Annotated in this window: 17 protein-coding genes; 3 read left to right on the plus strand and 14 right to left on the minus strand. The window is 43.9% G+C overall.

The window, feature by feature from the left end; translation table 11 throughout:
• Nucleotides 1-30: 30 nt before the first annotated feature.
• Both H0S56_RS04555 and H0S56_RS04560 read right to left on the minus strand, forming a co-directional pair.
• On the minus strand, nucleotides 31-807 hold the full coding sequence (locus H0S56_RS04555) for a TrmH family RNA methyltransferase (protein ID WP_195725765.1): 777 nt from the start codon (nucleotides 805-807) through the stop codon (nucleotides 31-33).
• Between the two features lie 51 nt (nucleotides 808-858).
• Nucleotides 859-1,833, minus strand: a complete 975-nt coding sequence (locus tag H0S56_RS04560) for a class 1 fructose-bisphosphatase (protein WP_004731742.1) — start codon at nucleotides 1,831-1,833, stop codon at nucleotides 859-861.
• A gap of 180 nt (nucleotides 1,834-2,013) precedes the next feature.
• On the opposite strand from H0S56_RS04560, the gene H0S56_RS04565 reads away from it, so the two are divergent.
• Nucleotides 2,014-2,199 carry an NF038105 family protein gene (locus tag H0S56_RS04565; RefSeq protein WP_195725766.1) on the plus strand — a complete coding sequence of 62 codons (186 nt, stop codon included), beginning with the start codon at nucleotides 2,014-2,016 and terminating at the stop codon, nucleotides 2,197-2,199.
• A 79-nt stretch (nucleotides 2,200-2,278) separates the two neighbouring features.
• On the opposite strand, the gene pal is transcribed toward H0S56_RS04565, so the two are convergent.
• The 7 genes from pal to H0S56_RS04600 form a co-directional block, all read right to left on the minus strand.
• Nucleotides 2,279-2,851, minus strand: a complete 573-nt coding sequence (gene pal, locus H0S56_RS04570; RefSeq protein ID WP_195725767.1) for a peptidoglycan-associated lipoprotein Pal — start codon at nucleotides 2,849-2,851, stop codon at nucleotides 2,279-2,281.
• Between the two features lie 54 nt (nucleotides 2,852-2,905).
• Nucleotides 2,906-4,189 (minus strand): Tol-Pal system beta propeller repeat protein TolB, encoded by a 1,284-nt coding sequence (tolB, locus tag H0S56_RS04575; protein ID WP_195726051.1) that lies wholly within the window; start codon nucleotides 4,187-4,189, stop codon nucleotides 2,906-2,908.
• Between the two features lie 205 nt (nucleotides 4,190-4,394).
• A complete protein-coding gene (gene tolA / locus H0S56_RS04580) occupies nucleotides 4,395-5,690 on the minus strand; it encodes a cell envelope integrity protein TolA (RefSeq protein ID WP_195725768.1) in 1,296 nt (431 codons plus the stop codon).
• A gap of 3 nt (nucleotides 5,691-5,693) precedes the next feature.
• Entirely contained in the window at nucleotides 5,694-6,143 is a 450-nt protein-coding gene (tolR, locus tag H0S56_RS04585) for a protein TolR (protein WP_004731735.1), read from the minus strand.
• Nucleotides 6,143-6,841: a protein TolQ gene (gene tolQ, locus H0S56_RS04590; protein ID WP_004645669.1), complete on the minus strand. Its 699-nt coding sequence runs from the start codon at nucleotides 6,839-6,841 to the stop codon at nucleotides 6,143-6,145. The genes tolR and tolQ overlap by 1 nt, the downstream gene beginning before the upstream one ends.
• A gap of 27 nt (nucleotides 6,842-6,868) precedes the next feature.
• On the minus strand, nucleotides 6,869-7,276 hold the full coding sequence (gene ybgC, locus H0S56_RS04595; protein ID WP_004645668.1) for a tol-pal system-associated acyl-CoA thioesterase: 408 nt from the start codon (nucleotides 7,274-7,276) through the stop codon (nucleotides 6,869-6,871).
• A gap of 267 nt (nucleotides 7,277-7,543) precedes the next feature.
• Nucleotides 7,544-8,887: an amidohydrolase gene (locus tag H0S56_RS04600; protein WP_195726052.1), complete on the minus strand. Its 1,344-nt coding sequence runs from the start codon at nucleotides 8,885-8,887 to the stop codon at nucleotides 7,544-7,546.
• A 368-nt stretch (nucleotides 8,888-9,255) separates the two neighbouring features.
• Between H0S56_RS04600 and H0S56_RS04605 the strand changes: the two genes are divergently transcribed.
• Together H0S56_RS04605 and H0S56_RS04610 are read left to right on the plus strand one after the other, a co-directional pair.
• On the plus strand, nucleotides 9,256-10,485 hold the full coding sequence (locus H0S56_RS04605; protein WP_195726053.1) for an acetamidase/formamidase family protein: 1,230 nt from the start codon (nucleotides 9,256-9,258) through the stop codon (nucleotides 10,483-10,485).
• Nucleotides 10,486-10,621: 136 nt separating this feature from the next.
• Entirely contained in the window at nucleotides 10,622-11,404 is a 783-nt protein-coding gene (locus tag H0S56_RS04610; RefSeq protein ID WP_005247594.1) for a BAR domain-containing protein, read from the plus strand.
• A 30-nt stretch (nucleotides 11,405-11,434) separates the two neighbouring features.
• On the opposite strand, the gene ruvB is transcribed toward H0S56_RS04610, so the two are convergent.
• From ruvB to H0S56_RS04630, 5 genes are all read right to left on the minus strand, one after another.
• On the minus strand, nucleotides 11,435-12,442 hold the full coding sequence (ruvB, locus tag H0S56_RS04615) for a Holliday junction branch migration DNA helicase RuvB (RefSeq protein WP_005247592.1): 1,008 nt from the start codon (nucleotides 12,440-12,442) through the stop codon (nucleotides 11,435-11,437).
• A 236-nt stretch (nucleotides 12,443-12,678) separates the two neighbouring features.
• Complete coding sequence (gene ruvA, locus H0S56_RS04620; protein WP_195725769.1) at nucleotides 12,679-13,281, minus strand: Holliday junction branch migration protein RuvA; 603 nt, start codon at nucleotides 13,279-13,281, stop codon at nucleotides 12,679-12,681.
• Between the two features lie 117 nt (nucleotides 13,282-13,398).
• On the minus strand, nucleotides 13,399-14,739 hold the full coding sequence (locus H0S56_RS04625) for a deoxyguanosinetriphosphate triphosphohydrolase (RefSeq protein WP_195725770.1): 1,341 nt from the start codon (nucleotides 14,737-14,739) through the stop codon (nucleotides 13,399-13,401).
• A gap of 195 nt (nucleotides 14,740-14,934) precedes the next feature.
• On the minus strand, nucleotides 14,935-15,066 hold the full coding sequence (locus H0S56_RS14285) for a putative transporter small subunit (protein WP_004645659.1): 132 nt from the start codon (nucleotides 15,064-15,066) through the stop codon (nucleotides 14,935-14,937).
• A gap of 11 nt (nucleotides 15,067-15,077) precedes the next feature.
• The gene (locus tag H0S56_RS04630; protein WP_195725771.1) at nucleotides 15,078-16,715 is read right to left on the minus strand and encodes a sodium:solute symporter family transporter; all 1,638 of its coding nucleotides are present in this window, start codon (nucleotides 16,713-16,715) and stop codon (nucleotides 15,078-15,080) included.
• Nucleotides 16,716-17,147: the final 432 nt, after the last annotated feature.

Consider the following 17,147-nt stretch of genomic DNA (forward strand, 5'->3'; position numbering starts at 1 on the left):
GTATTAAAACACTGTAACCTAAATCCCTAATTAGATACGTTGACGTACCATTTCAAAAAAACAGATCGAACCCGCAATGGCGACATTCAGTGATTCCTGACCCCCAGGTTGCGGAATGCTCACGGCTTCAGCATGTTGCATCGCATAATCAGACACGCCTTGGCCTTCATTGCCCAGAATCCACACGCAAGATTTACGTAAGTCTTTTGAATATAGGCTTTCAGCACGGTGTGAGCTGGTTACATAAACAGGGATTTGAAATTGCTCAAGAATTTGTTCAAGCGAAATATTTTCAAAGGTTTGCAGTGTGAAATGTGCACCCATACCGGCACGTAATACGCGTGGAGACCAGAGCGATGCAGAACCTTTGGTACACACAATTTGTTCAATACCGGCAGCAGCAGCAGAGCGAAGCAGGGTGCCTACATTACCCGGATCCTGTACATTTTCCAGAATCAAAGTGTCTGCTTTAAAATCCAATGCATAATTTGCTGTTGGTAAAGTCACCACAGCTAAACAGGCTAAAGATGTTCCTAAGGTGCTTAAATCTTTGTATAAAGACTCGCTTAGAACAAAGACCATACCTGTGTATTTTGCGAGAATTTTCTCGAAATCAGGATGTGAAAGTGCATGTTCAGTAGTGAAAATAGAATCAATTTTACGGTTTTCATGTAGCCAGGCAAGAGACAGATGCGTGCCTTCTAAAACCGTTTGACCTTGTTTTTTACGATAAGTATTTTGTTCGATTAAACCACGTAAGTGTTTAATCTTTGGATTGTCTTTTGAATCAAGAAAAAAAGTTGGCATGGGAGATATAATCCACGGCAGCCGATTCAATATCGACTACCGCTATAAAAATTAGTTGTGGTAGCTGGTCACAAGATCAACTTCGTTTTTAGAACCAATGATCACTGGCACACGTTGATGTAGATCTGTCGGTTCGATCTCAAGAATACGCACACGACCTGTAGTTGATGCACCGTCAGCCTGTTCCATGAGCATGCTCATTGGGTTAGCTTCATACATTAAACGCAGACGGCCAGCTTTAGCCGGATCTTTAAGGTCATATGGATACATGAAGATACCGCTACGGCAAAGAATACGGTGAATGTCGCCCACCATACAAGCAACCCAACGCATATTGAAGTCTTTTTCACGCGGACCGGTTTTGCCTGCTAACAATTCATCGATATAACGCTGTACTGGTGCTTCCCAATGACGTTGATTCGACGCATTGATCGCATATTCTTTAGTATCTGCAGCTACCTGAATTGCTTCAGAAGTCAGCAGGAATTCTTGAGTCTCAGGGTCATAGGTAAAGAACACCACGCCTGCGCCGACCGTCAATGCCAACATGGTTGACGGGCCATAAAGCACATAACCTGCAGCTACCTGATGAACACCGGCTTGCATAAAGTCTTCTGCCTGAGTCACAGCATTCTTCGCAGGAAGAATCGAGAAAATAGTACCAACACACATATTGATGTCGATATTGCTTGAACCGTCTAATGGATCGAACAATACCAGAAATTGACCATTTTCTTGTGCAGGGGTGAATTCATCCAGTTCTTCTGAGGCCAAACCACCCACATTTGGATGTTGCTGCAAGGCATCAATCAAATAGTCATTAGAAATGACATCCAGCTTCTTTTGCTCTTCGCCTTGAACGTTTTCATGCTGTGCACTTCCCAATACACCCGCTAAAGCACCTTTTTGCAGTAATTGATCAATGTCTTTGCAAGTGTTTGCAATCGTTTCAATAACTTGTGCAAGTTCAGGTGTGAGATTCCCGCTTTGTTGTTGTAAAAACTGGGATAAAGTGCGGTATGACATAGGGGAAACTCCAAAACTTAAATCGGGAAAAAATGATCAAAACGATATGCGGCTATATTTTAGATGAGAACGTACTAAAAGAAAAATTAAACTGGATTATTTGTATCGATTTTGCCCTTGCAACTCCTGCGGAAAGTGCTATGTTGAAGACAAAGGAAAATTGAGAATAGGAGCACAGATATGACAACATTGAAGTTTGATGCGACTCCAACGCCAAGCGAAGGCATTACTTTAGATGATATCTCTGAAGACAAGATGAAAGAAGCCTGGCGGGATTATGAAGCAAAACCAGAGTACAAACAATTCAATAAACATGACCTGATCGAATCGATGCATCCGGCTGAACAAGATAAGCTTCCCAAGTAGACCGATTCTTTCATTGAAGCCAATAAAAAGCACTCATGATTGAGTGCTTTTTATTTGATGAAACCATCATGAATGAAAATTATTTCAACAATGGTGGTACCGCTTCATAATTAATTTCTACACGGCGGTTTTCTTTCCACGCGTTTTCATCATGGCCCGGGTTAATCGGCATTTCTTTACCATAGCTGACAGCTTCCAGCTGACCTGCATTGACCCCTGATGTGGTCAGGAAACTTTCAACTGCTTTAGCACGACGTTCGCCAAGTGCCATGTTGTATTCGCGTGTACCGCGTTCATCTGTATGACCAGTTAAGGCTACACGTGAATTGGCATTGGCCATCAGGAACTGCGCATGGGCTTGCAGCGTATTTAAATCTTCATTGCTGAGTTCAGTACTGTCATAGTCAAAATGCACTACGCGTTTTGCCAAAAATGCTTTATTTTCTGCAGTAACGCCTTTTGCAGAAGCGCCTGCCATGTTTTGTGCATTCAGTGCTGCATCTTCACTCAGGCCTTGAGTATTCACAGTTGTTGTACCGGTCGTATCTAAACCGCCCGTTTGAACTTCAGCGGCAGGCTTACGGCTCGCACAACCTGTCATGACAACAGCTGCTGCTAAAAGTGGCAAGGCAAATAATTTTACTTTGTTCATCTTCATCTCCATGAAGTTTGATTATGGGGTAAAGGGTTTATCAATATAAAAATCTTATTTTGGTGCCCAAGCCGGTTCACGGACTTCGCCCGTTTCACTTGGCAAATTCATACGGAAGCGGCCATCCAGCGACATGATCGACAAGAGTCCGCGTGCACCTTCACGGGTGGCATAGACCACCATCTGGCCATTTGGCGAGAAGCTTGGCGATTCGTCCAGCGTTGTTGGTGTCAAAATGTTGTTCACACCAGAGGTCATGTCCTGAACCGCAACTCGATAGTTACTGCCGCTTGGGCGATGAACTAATGCAAGTTTTTTACCATCTGTGCTCAGCGTGCCGCGTGCGTTGAATGCACCACGGAAGGTCAGGCGTTTATTGCTACTTGATTCAAGATCATGGCGGTAAATTTGTGGAGAACCCCCACGGTCAGAAGTGAAAATAAAAGATTTTCCATCTGGTGAATAACGTGCTTCAGTATCAATGGCACTGTCATTGGTCATACGTTGTAGCTGACGCGTTTCCAGATTCATCTGGTAGATTTCCGGATTGCCGTGCATAGAAGCAGTAAACAGCATGCTCTTGCCATCTGGAGAGAAGCTCGGCGCGCCATTCAAACCGCGGAAGCTGGCTAGTTTTTCACGTTGACCTGTTGCCAGATCCTGTACATAAATCGCCGGGCGTTTGGTTTCAAAGGACACATAAGCGATTTTTTTGGCATCTGGTGTCCATGCCGGAGAAAGGATTGGATCACGCGAGGTCAAAATGGTCTTTGGCTGTTCGCCATCGGTATCGGCAATTTGCAAGGTATAACGTTGTTCCGGCGTAGCAGGATTACGCAGCACATAGGCAATACGTCCGCTAAAGTCACCCGGAATACCGGTCAATGCCTGATAGATGGCATCACTGATCATATGCGCTGCCTGACGGGTGCGTGAGGCTGGAACAGTCAGCAATTCATTTAATAGATATTGTTTTTTTTCGACATCATAGAGCTGATACTGGATTTCAAAAGAACCATCGGCTGTGGTCTTGGATGAGCCGGTGACTACATAGGGAACACCAGCTGATGCCCAAGCTTCTGCATTCGGATTATTCAATGTCGCTGTTGCAGGCAGGTTTTTTGAAGCACTGGTAAAGCGGCCAGAACGATTCAGGTCATTTTCCACAATAGGATAAATGCTCTGATCCTGACTGAAAGGTACAACGGCAATTTTAGGTGCTGCCTCAGGTGCCTTGGTAATTTCCAGATGCAATTGGGCATAGGACTGGGTTGCCAATACAGGGCTTAAAGCGCTAATGATTGCGAGGCAGAGTAGATGTTTGCGAGTCTTTTCCATCATTCGTTATTTACTCAAATCAACGGATTTATTGTATAGGTGCTTGGGCTACATCATCGCATGGATTTAATAGAATAAAACCATGAATTTATGACCAAACTGTTATGACACTGTGAAAAGTGAATATTATTTAATCAATTTAAAGTGAAGTTTAGCTTAAAAAATAAAAGCCATCACAACATTATTTATGTGATGGCTCCGTTTTTTATTGCGCAGTAAAGGTTGAAGTAAAGCTTCGTGCTTCTCTGCGTGCATCTGGATCGGATGGCATTGGATAAGGTGCGGCAGCACGGACTGCAGCTTCTACACTGGCTTTCATGTCTGAATCACTTGAATTCACAATGACCGAGACCACACCGCCATTATCATTCAGGGTTACACGTGCAGTGGCACGCTGGCCTGATGATCCGACTGGTATATCCCAGGCGCGTTTGATCTTATTTTCAAAATCGCGCTTCGCAGTGGATGCAATCCGTTTTGATTCCACTTTTTTCTGTGCAGCTTCTTCAGCAGCCTGTTTAGCGGCTGAAGCTTTGGCCTCTGCATCAGCTCTGGCTTTTGCTTCGGCATCTGCTTTGCGCTTGGCGTCTGCATCCGCTTTTACCTTAGCGTCGGCATCTGCCTTGCGTTTGGCATCAGCGTCGGCTTTTGCTTTAGCAGCCGCATCCGCTTTGGCTTTCGCATCAGTGTCCGCTTTGCGTTTTGCCGCTGCATCATTTTTAGCCTTAGCTGCCGCGTCTGCTTTGGCTTTAGCCGCTGCATCGGCTTTAGCTTTCGCATCCGCATCTGCTTTACGTTTCGCCGCTGCATCATTATTGGCTTTTGCTGCCGCATCTGCCTTTGCTTTAGCAGCAGCTTCAGCCTTAAGTTTGGCATCAGCCTCTGCTTTGGCTTTTGTTGCAGCATCCGCTTTTTGCTTGGCAGCTAAGTCAGCTTTTTTCTGTGCTTCCAGTTTGGCTTTTTGAGCAGCATCGGCTTTGCGTTGTGCATTCAGTTCAGCTTGGCGTGCAGCTTCGGCTTCCGCCTTGGATTTTTGCGCTGCATCGGCTTTAGCTTTGGCTGCTGCCTGTTTGGCCTGTTCAGCGGCTTGGGCACGTTTTGCTGCTTCCGCTGCTTGCTGCGCAGCCTTGGCTTGTGCTGCCTCTGCCGCTTTTAGCTCCTGCTGCGCTTTTTGTGTATCGACTTTTGGCGGAGGTGGAGTCACAGGTACAGCAGGGGCAGCAGTTGGAATGACAGGAGCCGGTTCTATACTGGGTTCAGCAGTTTGGGTAATTTCTTCTGCGACGTTTTCATGTGCAGTTTCCTCAAATTCGGTTTCTTCGCGAGTCACCGGTTTAAGGTCTTCTGGCTTGATCAGAACGGTTTTGATCTGTTTTGGCGGTTCAGGGGGTTTACTCATGCCCAGATAAAGTAAGCCCACCAAAGCCACTGCATGGATGCCGAGCGTAAATCCAATCGCAATTGCTTTTTTTTGAAAGGGCGGTTTCTGATAATTTTTCATACTTTATTCTAGGGGTTTGGTCAGTAAACCGACTTGAGAAAGGCCAGCATCCTGCAGGCTGGACATCAAGGCCATGACATCGCCATATGGACGGGTATTATGGCCATTGATCACGACATTGAGCACCTTGTTTTCATTTTGTGCCTGGGTTTGGGCATCAACCAGAGTACGCGTCAATTCTTCCAGTGTGACCGGACCAGTCGCCTGATTTTTATATTCTAGATAATATGAACCATCTTCTTTCAGTGTGACAATGGTCGGGGCATCCTTGGATTCGATCGGTAATCCGTTGGCCTGAGGCAAGTCAACCTTGATGCCACTGGTAATCATCGGAGCGGTGACCATAAAGATCACCAGAAGTACCAGCATGACATCGATATATGGTACGACATTCATGTCACTTTTCAGTGGCTTTTTAATACGCTGAAAGCGTCCTGAACCTTGAATCGCCATTAGTCTTTGTCCTGAGTTACGCCCACAGACTGACGTTGCAATAGCGCCACCATTTCTTCAGCAAACAGTGCACGGTCAGAGTAGACCGTTTCACCTTTGGCCGTGAAGTGGTTAAAGGCCAATACTGCTGGAATAGCTGCAAACAGACCGATCGCTGTTGCAATTAGTGCTTCTGCAATACCGGGTGCGACCGTCGCCAGTGTCACCTGATCAACATCTGCCAGGCCAATAAAGGCGTTCATGATGCCCCAGACTGTACCGAACAGACCGACATAAGGCGCAACCGAGCCAATACTTGCTAATGCACCCAGACCTTGTTCCAGATGACCTTGGTCACGGCTTAAACCGACACGCAGAATACGCTCTGTTCCTTCAATCGACTGGGCAGTTGGCGCATGGCGTTTTTTCAGTTTCAGGAACTCGCCCAGACCCTGATAGAAAATATCTTCAAGGCCAGTGCGTTTGGAATTGAGTTGTGCATTGTTATACAGGGTATTCAGCTCAGCACCAGACCAGAAGATTTTCTGGAAATGTTCATCATCGGCCTGGGCTTTTTTATAACTCATATAGAGCCTGGCAATCAGATACCAGCTATATATTGAGGCTAACAGGAGAGAAAGCATCACCAGTTGTACGACAGGGCTTGCTTGTAAAATAAGATCTGAAACTTGAAGAGATGATTCTAACTGAGTCGCCATAGTTGTTACGTGTGCCAATAAATTTTTTTAGTCTTGTTCCAATTCTTTTTGAATTAGTTCGCGGATTTCATCCGGGAGTCGACGTGGTCGCATCTCTGCACTGATACATGCCAACTCAACCTCACCTGATGCAAGCATGATTTCACCACGATAAATATTTTGTTGCAATACAAATGATGAAGCTTTACATGAAATGACACGTGCCGTAACAGTAATTAAATCATCCATCAGGATCGGACGCATGTATTTGACATTAATTTTATGCACCACAAAATTGTAGTCTGTCTGATGCCAGTAATGGCTCACTCCAGCGGCACGTAACCATTCGGTACGGGTACGTTCCATATAGCGAATATGATTGGCGTGATAGACAATGCCACCCGCATCAGTATCTTCAATATAAACGCGGATATTGAATTCAAAGTGATTCGCCATAGTTTTGTTCCATGCAGATTTTCGAAATTTTTGCTTGTTTTTAGATGCAGGAAAGGGATTAGAGTTTGCCGGATTCCTGCCAACAGTCAAGCAATTTAGCGGTTCAAAGTTTAGCATTGTGAGTCTTGAGACCAATGGCACAAGGTGTCAAATCTGGAGAGAAGTCACTAAGATGAAGTACTAAGCGCTTAACAGCTCATTTATAAAACAGCAGCAGATACTAAAATGCGCGAGTCCTTGGAGCCGCGCATTTTTAGTAATAGAAGATTAGCCTTTATTTTTCTGTTTCCAGTTGGCCTGAACCTGCTCAGCTACTTTTGGATAGTCCAGAATAAAACGGACATGGCTTTCGACACCGGTTTTCAAGGTCGCATCATCGACAATGAAATTCGGGTTGTGATTCGGTGCGGCTTTTGCCGGATCCTGATCTGCTGGTGTGGCACCAACAAAAACGAAGAGCGATGGCATGAGCTGGCCATAATAAGCAAAATCTTCACTGGCGCTGGCATTGTTGTCTAAAACATGCAATTTATCTTCATCATGCACGCTCGCCAAGGTTGGGCGCATCAATTCAGTCAAGGTTTTATCATTGGTGGTCACTGGTGCATAAGGTGCAATTTCGACTTTCACCTTAACGTCATTGGCTGCGGCATTGTGTTCCAGCATTTTCGGCAAGTCTTTTAAAATGCCCTGACGTACATCTTCACTATTGGAACGAATAGTCCCGACCATATTGACCTGATCTGGAATGACGTTACCGGTAGTGCCGCCCTGAATACTGCCAATACTGACCACACCCATCCCTTTGGTCAGGTCGGCTTTACGGCTGATCAGGCTTTGTAAATTGGTCACCATCTGGGCAGAGGCATAAATCGGGTCTTTACCTGCCCAAGGCATGGAGCCATGTACCTGACTGCCATTCACCTGAATACGTAAATGATCGGCACTATTCAAAATCGCACCATCTTTGTAGAAGATATTGCCACTTGGCATGCCTGCCATGACATGCATCCCGAAAATCACTTCAGGTTTTGGATTGTTCAAGGCACCGTCGGCAATCATTTTGCGTGAGCCAATCTGATCGCCATGAGTGAAGTTATCGATATCTGCACCGCCTTCTTCAGCCGGCTGGAATACGAATACCACTGTCCCCGCAATTTTATCTTTATTGGCGGCCAGAACTTTGGCTGCACCCAATAACATGGCGGTATGTGCGTCATGTCCACAGGCATGCATCACATAAGATTCTTTGCCTTGATAAAGGGCTTTTTGCTTGCTGGCGAAAGGCACGGGCGCAGTTTCTTTAATTGGCAATGCATCCATATCTGCGCGTAAGGCCATCACAGGGCCGGGTTTTGCACCTTTTAATACACCGATTACACCAGTTTTGGCATAGCCTTTACGTACTTCAATGCCATAGGATTTTAATTCTTTTTGGACCAGCTCCGAGGTTTTGAATTCCATGTTGCCCAGTTCAGGATGTTGGTGGATATGCTGGCGTAATTTGATAGTGTGTGCTTCAGCAGCTTGTACAGAATCATCAATCCAGTCGGCCAGGCTGAGCTGGCTACATAAAAGAAGAGAGAGACAAAGGGATATCTGCTTATACATGTTCATACTTCGGGAGAACCTTAAGAATTTGAAATGGTTAAAGAGATTCTTTAGGATGGCATACTGATCTAATTTTGACCAAAACTCTCTAAGTATTTTTTGATACCTTAAAGGTATTCTGGGTGTTAATATCTGTTCTCAAAGAGCTTTATTTGTTCTTTTACATTGTAAAAATATGTATCTAAATTGATTGTTTATATTTATAAGGTATGAAAATCATAAAAATTTCAGGCTGAAAAGGGATAAAAACGATCACATCTATATCAACAACTCGGATGAAGTGAAGATTTTTTAAACCTCTTAAACTTATTTTGGCACTTAGATTGCATTCATTCTTCCGTAATATTTTTATGACGGAAATTGAACGCATGTTAAAACCTTTGGCTTTATCTCTGGCAGTGGCTTCAAGCTTAAGTTTTATTTCGACAAGCATATGGGCTGAAGACTTTAAAATACTGAAACAGCTGGAAAATAAACCGACATTACTCAAAAGTGGTGAATATAAAGGTCATTATTATGTGCCGAGTACCTTGAATACCATTACGTGGGGTTATCTGCCAAATAAAGATGCAAAACCTGTTTTAACTGTCCCTTCAGGTAGCACAGTTACTTTCGATACGGTTTCACATGAAGGGCTGCTAGAAGATCAGGGCCGCAATGCAGAGAAATATTTCACATCAAAAGGCGTCAAGCCTGAGCATGTATTGGATGAAGCCAAGCTGATCACGAATTCCAAATTGAAACATGATTTCCATAAAGATGGACCACACATTATTACCGGGCCTGTCTATGTAGAAGGGGCAATGCCGGGCGATATTCTAAAGGTGGAGATTTTAAAAGTTGAACCGCGTGTGCCTTATGGCGTGATTTCAAACCGTCATGGCAAAGGCACCTTACCCGAATTCCCGAAACGTCAGAAACATGAGCATGCATCTCCAGCCAATCCTGATGCTTATGGCAACGTGTCCATTTTTACCCCAATTGAGAAAAATGCTGATGATGTATGGGAAGGCGTTTTAAAAACTGAATCTGGTAAAGCAATTCGTTTCCCGTTGAATCCGTTTATGGGCACGATGGGCGTTGCACCAAATACCAGCGAGCCTGTGCATTCTGTGCCACCATCATTTTATGGCGGGAATATCGACATCAATGAATTAGGTGCAGGCGCAACGGCTTATTATCCTGTACAGGTGCCAGGTGCTTTGTTCTATACAGGTGATAGTCACTTTGTACAAGGCGATGGCGAGGTGGCTTTAACTGCGTTAGAAGGTTCGGCACGGGCAACTTTAAAATTCACTTTACTTAAATCTGGCAAGGATAAAATTCCAGGTGCAGAGATTAAACAGCCGCTGGCTGAAAATGCTGAATTCTGGATTACGCCGGGTCTGGATGAAGACTTAGATGAAGCCATGCGTAAATCCACCCGTGAAGCGATCCGTTTTCTGGTCAATGAATATGGCATTTCTGAAGAAATTGCCTATGCCTACTTAAGTGCTGCGACTGACTTTGAAGTGTCACAAGTGGTCGATCGAACCAAAGGTATTCATGCCATGATTCGTAAAGCGGATTTTAAGGAGTTTAAGAAAGAAGAGAAGTAATTTTTTTTATTTAGTTTTTTATTTTGTGCTTTTGCCAACTGATTCAGGCATGGTCAGTTGGCTTTTTCTTTTGTGATACTTTGAAAATGTTTAGAATGTTGATAATAAAAATTCATTTAAGTTAAAAGGGGTGGGTGTGGCAGAGCAGAATAATAATGAAGTGATGATTCAGCTTCCGTGGACAGTGCCACAACAACCTTTAGTACAAACTACAAGTATGGTCGAAAATCCAAATAAGAAAATGGAACTTAATCTCACTCATTCGACAGATACAACAGCAATATCATCTTTCGCTTTATCCGTAATTATCGCTTTAATTTTAGGAAGTTTAGCGACTTGGCTAGCTTATTGGTATGGACGGAAAAGTTTTGATTTAACTAAACAATCCTTTGATTCTTTAATTGAACAAATTAAAAGTTCCGAGAAAATTACTTTGACTACTAATCAAGAGTTGATAAAAAGCCAAGAGAGCCAAAAAAAATTTGAATTATCATTTCAAAGAAAAGAGGCAGACAGAGCTGAATTTAGGAAGCTTTCCTTTGAATATATTAGTACAGTGAAACTGACTTTAAAATTTCTACTTATAAAGTTGTCTAATATTGAAGATGAATCGTGGGCATATTTAGTAGAAAATAGTTATGATAAATTCTTTGACACTTTCAATGAGCAATTGGATGAAGATTTTAATAAGCTTGGCGCGATTTCGTTACATTTGTTTTTGATTTTAAATAATAAGAGCAAAAATCACTATCAATTTAGTGAAAAAATAGAGCTTATTAATCGTCTAGTGCTTTCTATTTTATCCACTCTTGAAAGTAAAGCGGAAACCAAAGAAAAAACAGAAGATCTAGCAAAGAAAATAAATGATTTGCTTATTTTTATGACCGAAATTATACATTCCGATGAATCCTTTAATTAAGTAAAAAGCAGCCTAAGCTGCTTTTTTAAATCACTTATCTTTCGGTTCAGGCGGTGCCATCCCAAACTGCAAATACGCCATATTGGTGGCAATACGACCACGTGCAGTTCGCATTACATAACCTTGCTGAATCAGGTAAGGCTCAATGACATCCTCCAACGTACCAGAATCTTCTGCCATGGCTGCTGCCAAGGCTTCTACGCCAGCAGGACCACCATCAAAACGCTCAAGCAACATTGATAAATAACGGCGGTCGAGTGTATCTAAACCATCTTTATCGACTTTGAGCATGTCCAAAGCACGTTGGGCCATATCCTGATTGATCTCACCGGTACCTTTGACCTGAGCGTAATCACGAACTCGACGCAATAAACGGTTAGCAATACGCGGTGTACCTCGTGAGCGACGGGCAATTTCTTTTGCACCATCTCCAGTCATAGGTACATCCATCAAATTGGCTGAACGTTTGACAATGTGGGTTAAATCTTCAACCGAATAAAACTCTAAACGCTGTACGATTCCGAAACGGTCACGCAGCGGAGAGGTGAGTAGACCAGCTCGTGTAGTTGCAGCTACCAAGGTAAATGGCGGTAAATCCAGTTTAATCGAACGGGCAGCCGGGCCTTCACCAATCATGATATCGAGCTGATAGTCTTCCATCGCTGGATAAAGAATTTCTTCAATGACCGGTGACAGACGATGGATCTCATCAATAAATAAAACGTCACCTTCTTCAAGGTTGGTCAGCATGGCAGCCAAATCACCGGCGCGTTCCAGTACCGGACCTGAGGTCGACTTCAGGTTGCCGCCCATTTCGCGGGCAATAATATTCGCCAGCGTCGTTTTACCTAAGCCGGGCGGGCCGAAAATCAATGTATGATCTAGTGCTTCTTCACGGCCACGCGCTGCGCCAATAAAGATTTCCATCTGTTCACGGACTACTGGTTGACCAATATAGTCGTCGAGTGAGGTGGGGCGGATAGCACGATCAAAATGATCTTCGGGTTTTTCAGAACCACTGATAAGACGGTCTTGCATATCGATTTAATTCATCTCTTTATTGAAGCTGTTTGATGCTGTTGGGACAGCCTCAAATAATGATTTGTTTTTAACGGCCATTGCGTAGGCGGTATTTTACTTTTGACAGGGCAAAAGTAACAAAACCCTTTGTCAGATTGAGGATATGTCCCTATATCCCAATCTAACGGACGACATCCATGTCGTCCAACGTGTAGCAAAACTAAGTGCTTAACATATGTGGTTGACGTTAATCATTAGCGATTCATCGACTTTAATGCCGCGCGGATAATATCGCTGGCTTCTGTAAATTCGCCTTTGGCGGCATTCACCAGTTTTTGTGCTTCAGCAGGCTTATAGCCCAAGGACTGTAATGCAGCTTCCGCTTCAGCCACGGCTGAATTGCCCATAAACTGAATCTGTGGTGCAGTTGAATTACTTGGCACAGCACCTGAAACCATGGCTTTAAAGCGGTCACGCAATTCAATCATCAGGCGTTCAGCAGTCTTTTTACCCACTCCCGGAACTTTGACCAGAGTGTTGATATCTTCATGTTCAACGGTATGGATCAGCATTTCCACACTTAAAGTGGAAAGAATACCAAGCGCCATTTTCGGGCCAACGCCGTTCACCTTTAATAAGGTACGGAAAATGGTTTTTTCCTGCGCATTGATAAAGCCATAAAGTAACTGGGCATCTTCGCGAACAGCCAGATGGGTCCACAGGGTAATTTTCTGGCCTTTTTGCAACTGGCAGAAAGTGGTTAAAGGGGTGTCAATCTCATAACCTACGCCGTTCACATTTAATAAAACAGTCGGTGCTTCCAGCGCCAGCACTTCCCCAATCAGGCATCCAATCATTTTTTATACATACTCAAATTTAATACAGGCATAGTAGTCAGCATTTTCGATAAAGGCAAAACTCTATCATTCAAAAGCAGTGATTTTGCTGAGATTATCATCAGGCGCTCGTTCGTGTTAGAGTAACCCGGCTTTATTGCCATGCAGTTCCTGCGCCAGATTATAAGCCTGATGATCCGAGAACTTGGAGACAATATCTAGCACCTGCATAATGTTGTCATAATGATCAGTGCTAAACTGCGCACCCGAGCGTTTTAAAATAGCCATTAAACGCTGCTCTTTAAAGCTTAAAGTTTTGTGCGGCGTGGTCAGTGGAATAAAGGCATCCAGAATCGTTTGCAGACTTTGATGCGCGATAATTTCCAGACCGGCTTTTTGCGGATGTTCGAAGATCTTGTCTCGCGCCAGTTCTTTGGCCCGGTTAATGCCAATCTCAATGTCGGCACTACAATAACCCAACAATGAGCCTTGCAATTGGCCCATCAGAATTTCCTGCTGATGTCGGGCAAAGGCTGTGGTGACTTCATCTACCAGACGTTTCATGACCCGACCACGTAAGGCGGCAATTTTTTGTTGCCAGGTGGTATTAGGCAGATTGATTTCTTCAGGTGTGCCATATTCTCCCAGCAAGTTCAGGAAAACTGGCTCGACTTCGGTGTAACTGAGCATATTCAGGCTAATACCATCTTCCAGATCAATCAGGGCATAGCAGATATCATCCGCAGCTTCTAGAAGATAGGTCAGCGGATGACGACAATAATGATATTCACCAAGCTGGATTAATCCTAGCTGTTCAGCAATTTCCTGCAAAATCTCTTTTTCAGACTGGTAACAACCAAATTTAGGACGTCGGCTGGCAGGGGTGTTGCCAGTCGGGTCAATCGCCTCAGAGAGCCACGGATATTTAAGATAGGCACCGAGCGTGGCATAGGTCAGGCGCATGCCGCCATCATAAGGATGGTAATCGATCTTGGTCAGCAGGCGCAGGCCTTGGGCATTGCCTTCAAACTGGCGTACATCGGCTTCCTGTTCAGGACTCAAATCTTTTAAAAAGTCGGTATGAGATGCATCGTCAAACCATTCCCGAATGGCGTATTCACCGGCATGCCCAAAAGGTGGATTACCGATATCATGTGCCAGACAGGCGGCCTGAATGATGGCACCGACATCAGCCGGAGAAATCCAGGCAGGTAAATTATCTTTGATTTTCTCGGCAGCCAACATACCGAGTGAACGGCCAATACAGGAAACTTCCAGCGAATGGGTTAAGCGGGTATGAATGCCATCATGCTGGGTCAGTGGATGGACCTGGGTTTTGCGGTTTAACTGCCGGAAGCTTTGCGAAAAAATAATACGATCATAATCTTTATGAAACGGGCTTCGTGCCAGTTCAGTGCTCTGCTTTTTACTACCAATCCGAACTGTCGAAAGCAGTTCTAACCAACGCATTTGAGTCATTTATCATTATTCAGTGATCCACTATTTGCATCATGCCAAAAAACTAGCTCCTGCACTAGGGCAGTGCGACATGAATTGTCATGCTGCATATGGTTATTTCAGTCAGCTGGAAAAGACTGAGATTAAAAATCGAAATCATCAAATGAACAATAAAAAAGCAGACTCAATGGTCTGCTTTTTGTTTAGGATGAAGAATCAAATTAGCTCTTCGCCATTTTTTTTAGCCTGTTGTGTGTCTTTATAGACATTCAGACAAATCGTGAACAAGACTAGGCTTGCCACCAAAGGCCAAAAAAGTACATATAGAGTCAATAATTGACTTGTCATCTGAAATCTCCTTATTTACTTTTCTCAGATAGCTGGTGAAATTCAATCACCATCTTGTTGATTTGTTTAAAATCAAATCGTTCTTTACTGTAGACCAGCGTCAACACAGTACATACCAGCGCACTACTGCCATACGCTGTTAGTGAGCTTAACAAGGTGCCGTATTCACGCAGGAAACCGATGGTCCATGGCATGAAGCCAATACTGGCCAATATGCCAACGACCAAACCCACTTTCTTGCCGAAGAAACCAAAGGTCATCAGTCCCAGCACCACACCAATCCCCAGGGTCGCAACGAGTTCAAAGCCAAGTGCGATTAATCCCTGGATCGGAAGCCATTCAAAACGTACTATCAGAAAGCTTAAAAATGCGAGGCCTACTGACCAGTTAAAGGCCCGGGCATTCACCTTGTCCCAATACAGGCTGACAATCACCGGGAATACAATAGAACCCCAAAGCGCACCCACAAAAATCAGCATCGACAAAATGTCAAACTTCAAGGTGGCAATCACAATCCCCAGCATGGTGGCAACGATCATGGTCATACGGCCAATAAATAGCATTTTCTTTGGATCAGGACGGTTTTTCGCAATCTGTTTGCCATAAATGTCCGTCATGACAATCGCAGACAGGGCTGACAGATCCGAGTCAGCGGTAGAAGACAGGGCTCCAATCACCATGATGAATAACAGCGCGACCATAAATGGCGAAAGATAAGTCGCTGCCATTTGTGGAATCAAGTTATTCAGGTTGCCATCAATGGGCTGAATACCTGCAAATAGCGCCAGTAATCCAAGCATGCCTAGACCAATGACAATTGCAGCATAACCAATGGTTGCAGTGATAAGACTCGGTTTGATCAGGTCTTCACGGACTGCAAACAGGCGCTGGGCAATGGTCTGATTACCAATCGCGTAAGCCAATACGGCAACAAAAAACGGCGCGCCTTGTTCCAGAAAGGCTGTTTTAGAGAAAAAATCCAGCTGTTCCGGTTGCAGGTTATGAATCCCGCTTTGAAACAGGGAAGGTCCGCCTAAGGTAAAGAACAAGGTTGGAATAATGATCACAGCCGCGACAATCATCGCCACCAGTTGACCAAAATCGGTAAACACCGAAGAACGGAACCCCGACCAGAGGGTATAGGACAGCACACCGATGCCGGTAATCAGCACGCCATGGATAAAGCTTAAAGGAGATAAAATCTCAACCAGTGCCCCGGCGGCAGTAAAGTTCACCATCAGGCTGATCACGCTACCCACAATATTGGAACCCGCCAGAATCATCTGGCTTTGGTTACCGTGCCGAGCATGCATGATTTCTGCCAAAGTATGTGCATTAGGTGCCAGTTCACGAAAGCGCTTGCCAAAGGGATAGATAAATAAAATCATCAGCGCACCCCACAAACCATAGTGTAGGGCACCGGAAACGCCGTATGTATATCCGGATGAAGCTGCTGCATAAAATGAGGCGGCCCAGATCCAGGTGGCGGTCATACTGGCCGCAGACATTCCAAATCCGATGGAGCCATTCGAGACCATATAGCCATCGACATTTTCATTTTTCTGTTTAATACGTAACGATAGTAGAAAGGTGATGCCATAGAAAAGCACCATCAATAGTACAGTTGCTGTACTAGTGAATTGAAACATACATACTCCTTAAGCGGGTCACCTTTTGTTTTTGAAAATTAAATCATTGGTGACAGATTAAGGCTCTAAAATAGACAGAGCAGTGAAGCTATAGAACATCAAAAAGTTAGTGTCCGAATATAGAATTTATATTCATCTCTACAGCGGAAAGGAAAAACCATTGCCAGGCCCAGAATTTGGACATTTCCTCAGCAATTCGGCTAGAGCTTAACATAAAATCATCAAATTTACTGATGAAGTGTCTATTTGGTAAGATTCTTAGCTGATATAGACATGTGAGTCTGTAGCTCTGTTAGTTGAATAAAAAAGAAAATTTTTGATATTTTTCTATTAATTACAAATATTTATTTTAAATTTTCAAGTTAAATAAAACATGGTAATAAGGATTAAATAAAAAAGTAACAAGATTTTATTATTAATCATTTCTTCATT

Source organism: Acinetobacter lwoffii, from assembly GCF_015602705.1.
GTDB classification, from domain to species: Bacteria; Pseudomonadota; Gammaproteobacteria; order Pseudomonadales; family Moraxellaceae; genus Acinetobacter; species Acinetobacter lwoffii_E.

What these genes read in the sequence shown, in the direction of transcription:
- H0S56_RS04600 (WP_195726052.1), bottom strand. Translation starts at nt 8,887, where the DNA reads ATGTATAAGCAGATATCCCTTTGTCTCTCTCTTCTTTTATGTAGCCAG.
- H0S56_RS04555 (WP_195725765.1), bottom strand. Translation starts at nt 807, where the DNA reads ATGCCAACTTTTTTTCTTGATTCAAAAGACAATCCAAAGATTAAACAC.
- H0S56_RS04625 (WP_195725770.1), bottom strand. Translation starts at nt 14,739, where the DNA reads ATGACTCAAATGCGTTGGTTAGAACTGCTTTCGACAGTTCGGATTGGT.
- H0S56_RS04605 (WP_195726053.1), top strand. Translation starts at nt 9,256, where the DNA reads ATGTTAAAACCTTTGGCTTTATCTCTGGCAGTGGCTTCAAGCTTAAGT.
- tolR (WP_004731735.1), bottom strand. Translation starts at nt 6,143, where the DNA reads ATGGCGATTCAAGGTTCAGGACGCTTTCAGCGTATTAAAAAGCCACTG.
- H0S56_RS04560 (WP_004731742.1), bottom strand. Translation starts at nt 1,833, where the DNA reads ATGTCATACCGCACTTTATCCCAGTTTTTACAACAACAAAGCGGGAAT.
- H0S56_RS04565 (WP_195725766.1), top strand. Translation starts at nt 2,014, where the DNA reads ATGACAACATTGAAGTTTGATGCGACTCCAACGCCAAGCGAAGGCATT.
- H0S56_RS04630 (WP_195725771.1), bottom strand. Translation starts at nt 16,715, where the DNA reads ATGTTTCAATTCACTAGTACAGCAACTGTACTATTGATGGTGCTTTTC.
- ybgC (WP_004645668.1), bottom strand. Translation starts at nt 7,276, where the DNA reads ATGGCGAATCACTTTGAATTCAATATCCGCGTTTATATTGAAGATACT.
- tolB (WP_195726051.1), bottom strand. Translation starts at nt 4,189, where the DNA reads ATGGAAAAGACTCGCAAACATCTACTCTGCCTCGCAATCATTAGCGCT.
- tolA (WP_195725768.1), bottom strand. Translation starts at nt 5,690, where the DNA reads ATGAAAAATTATCAGAAACCGCCCTTTCAAAAAAAAGCAATTGCGATT.
- ruvA (WP_195725769.1), bottom strand. Translation starts at nt 13,281, where the DNA reads ATGATTGGATGCCTGATTGGGGAAGTGCTGGCGCTGGAAGCACCGACT.
- ruvB (WP_005247592.1), bottom strand. Translation starts at nt 12,442, where the DNA reads ATGCAAGACCGTCTTATCAGTGGTTCTGAAAAACCCGAAGATCATTTT.
- H0S56_RS14285 (WP_004645659.1), bottom strand. Translation starts at nt 15,066, where the DNA reads ATGACAAGTCAATTATTGACTCTATATGTACTTTTTTGGCCTTTGGTG.
- pal (WP_195725767.1), bottom strand. Translation starts at nt 2,851, where the DNA reads ATGAACAAAGTAAAATTATTTGCCTTGCCACTTTTAGCAGCAGCTGTT.
- tolQ (WP_004645669.1), bottom strand. Translation starts at nt 6,841, where the DNA reads ATGGCGACTCAGTTAGAATCATCTCTTCAAGTTTCAGATCTTATTTTA.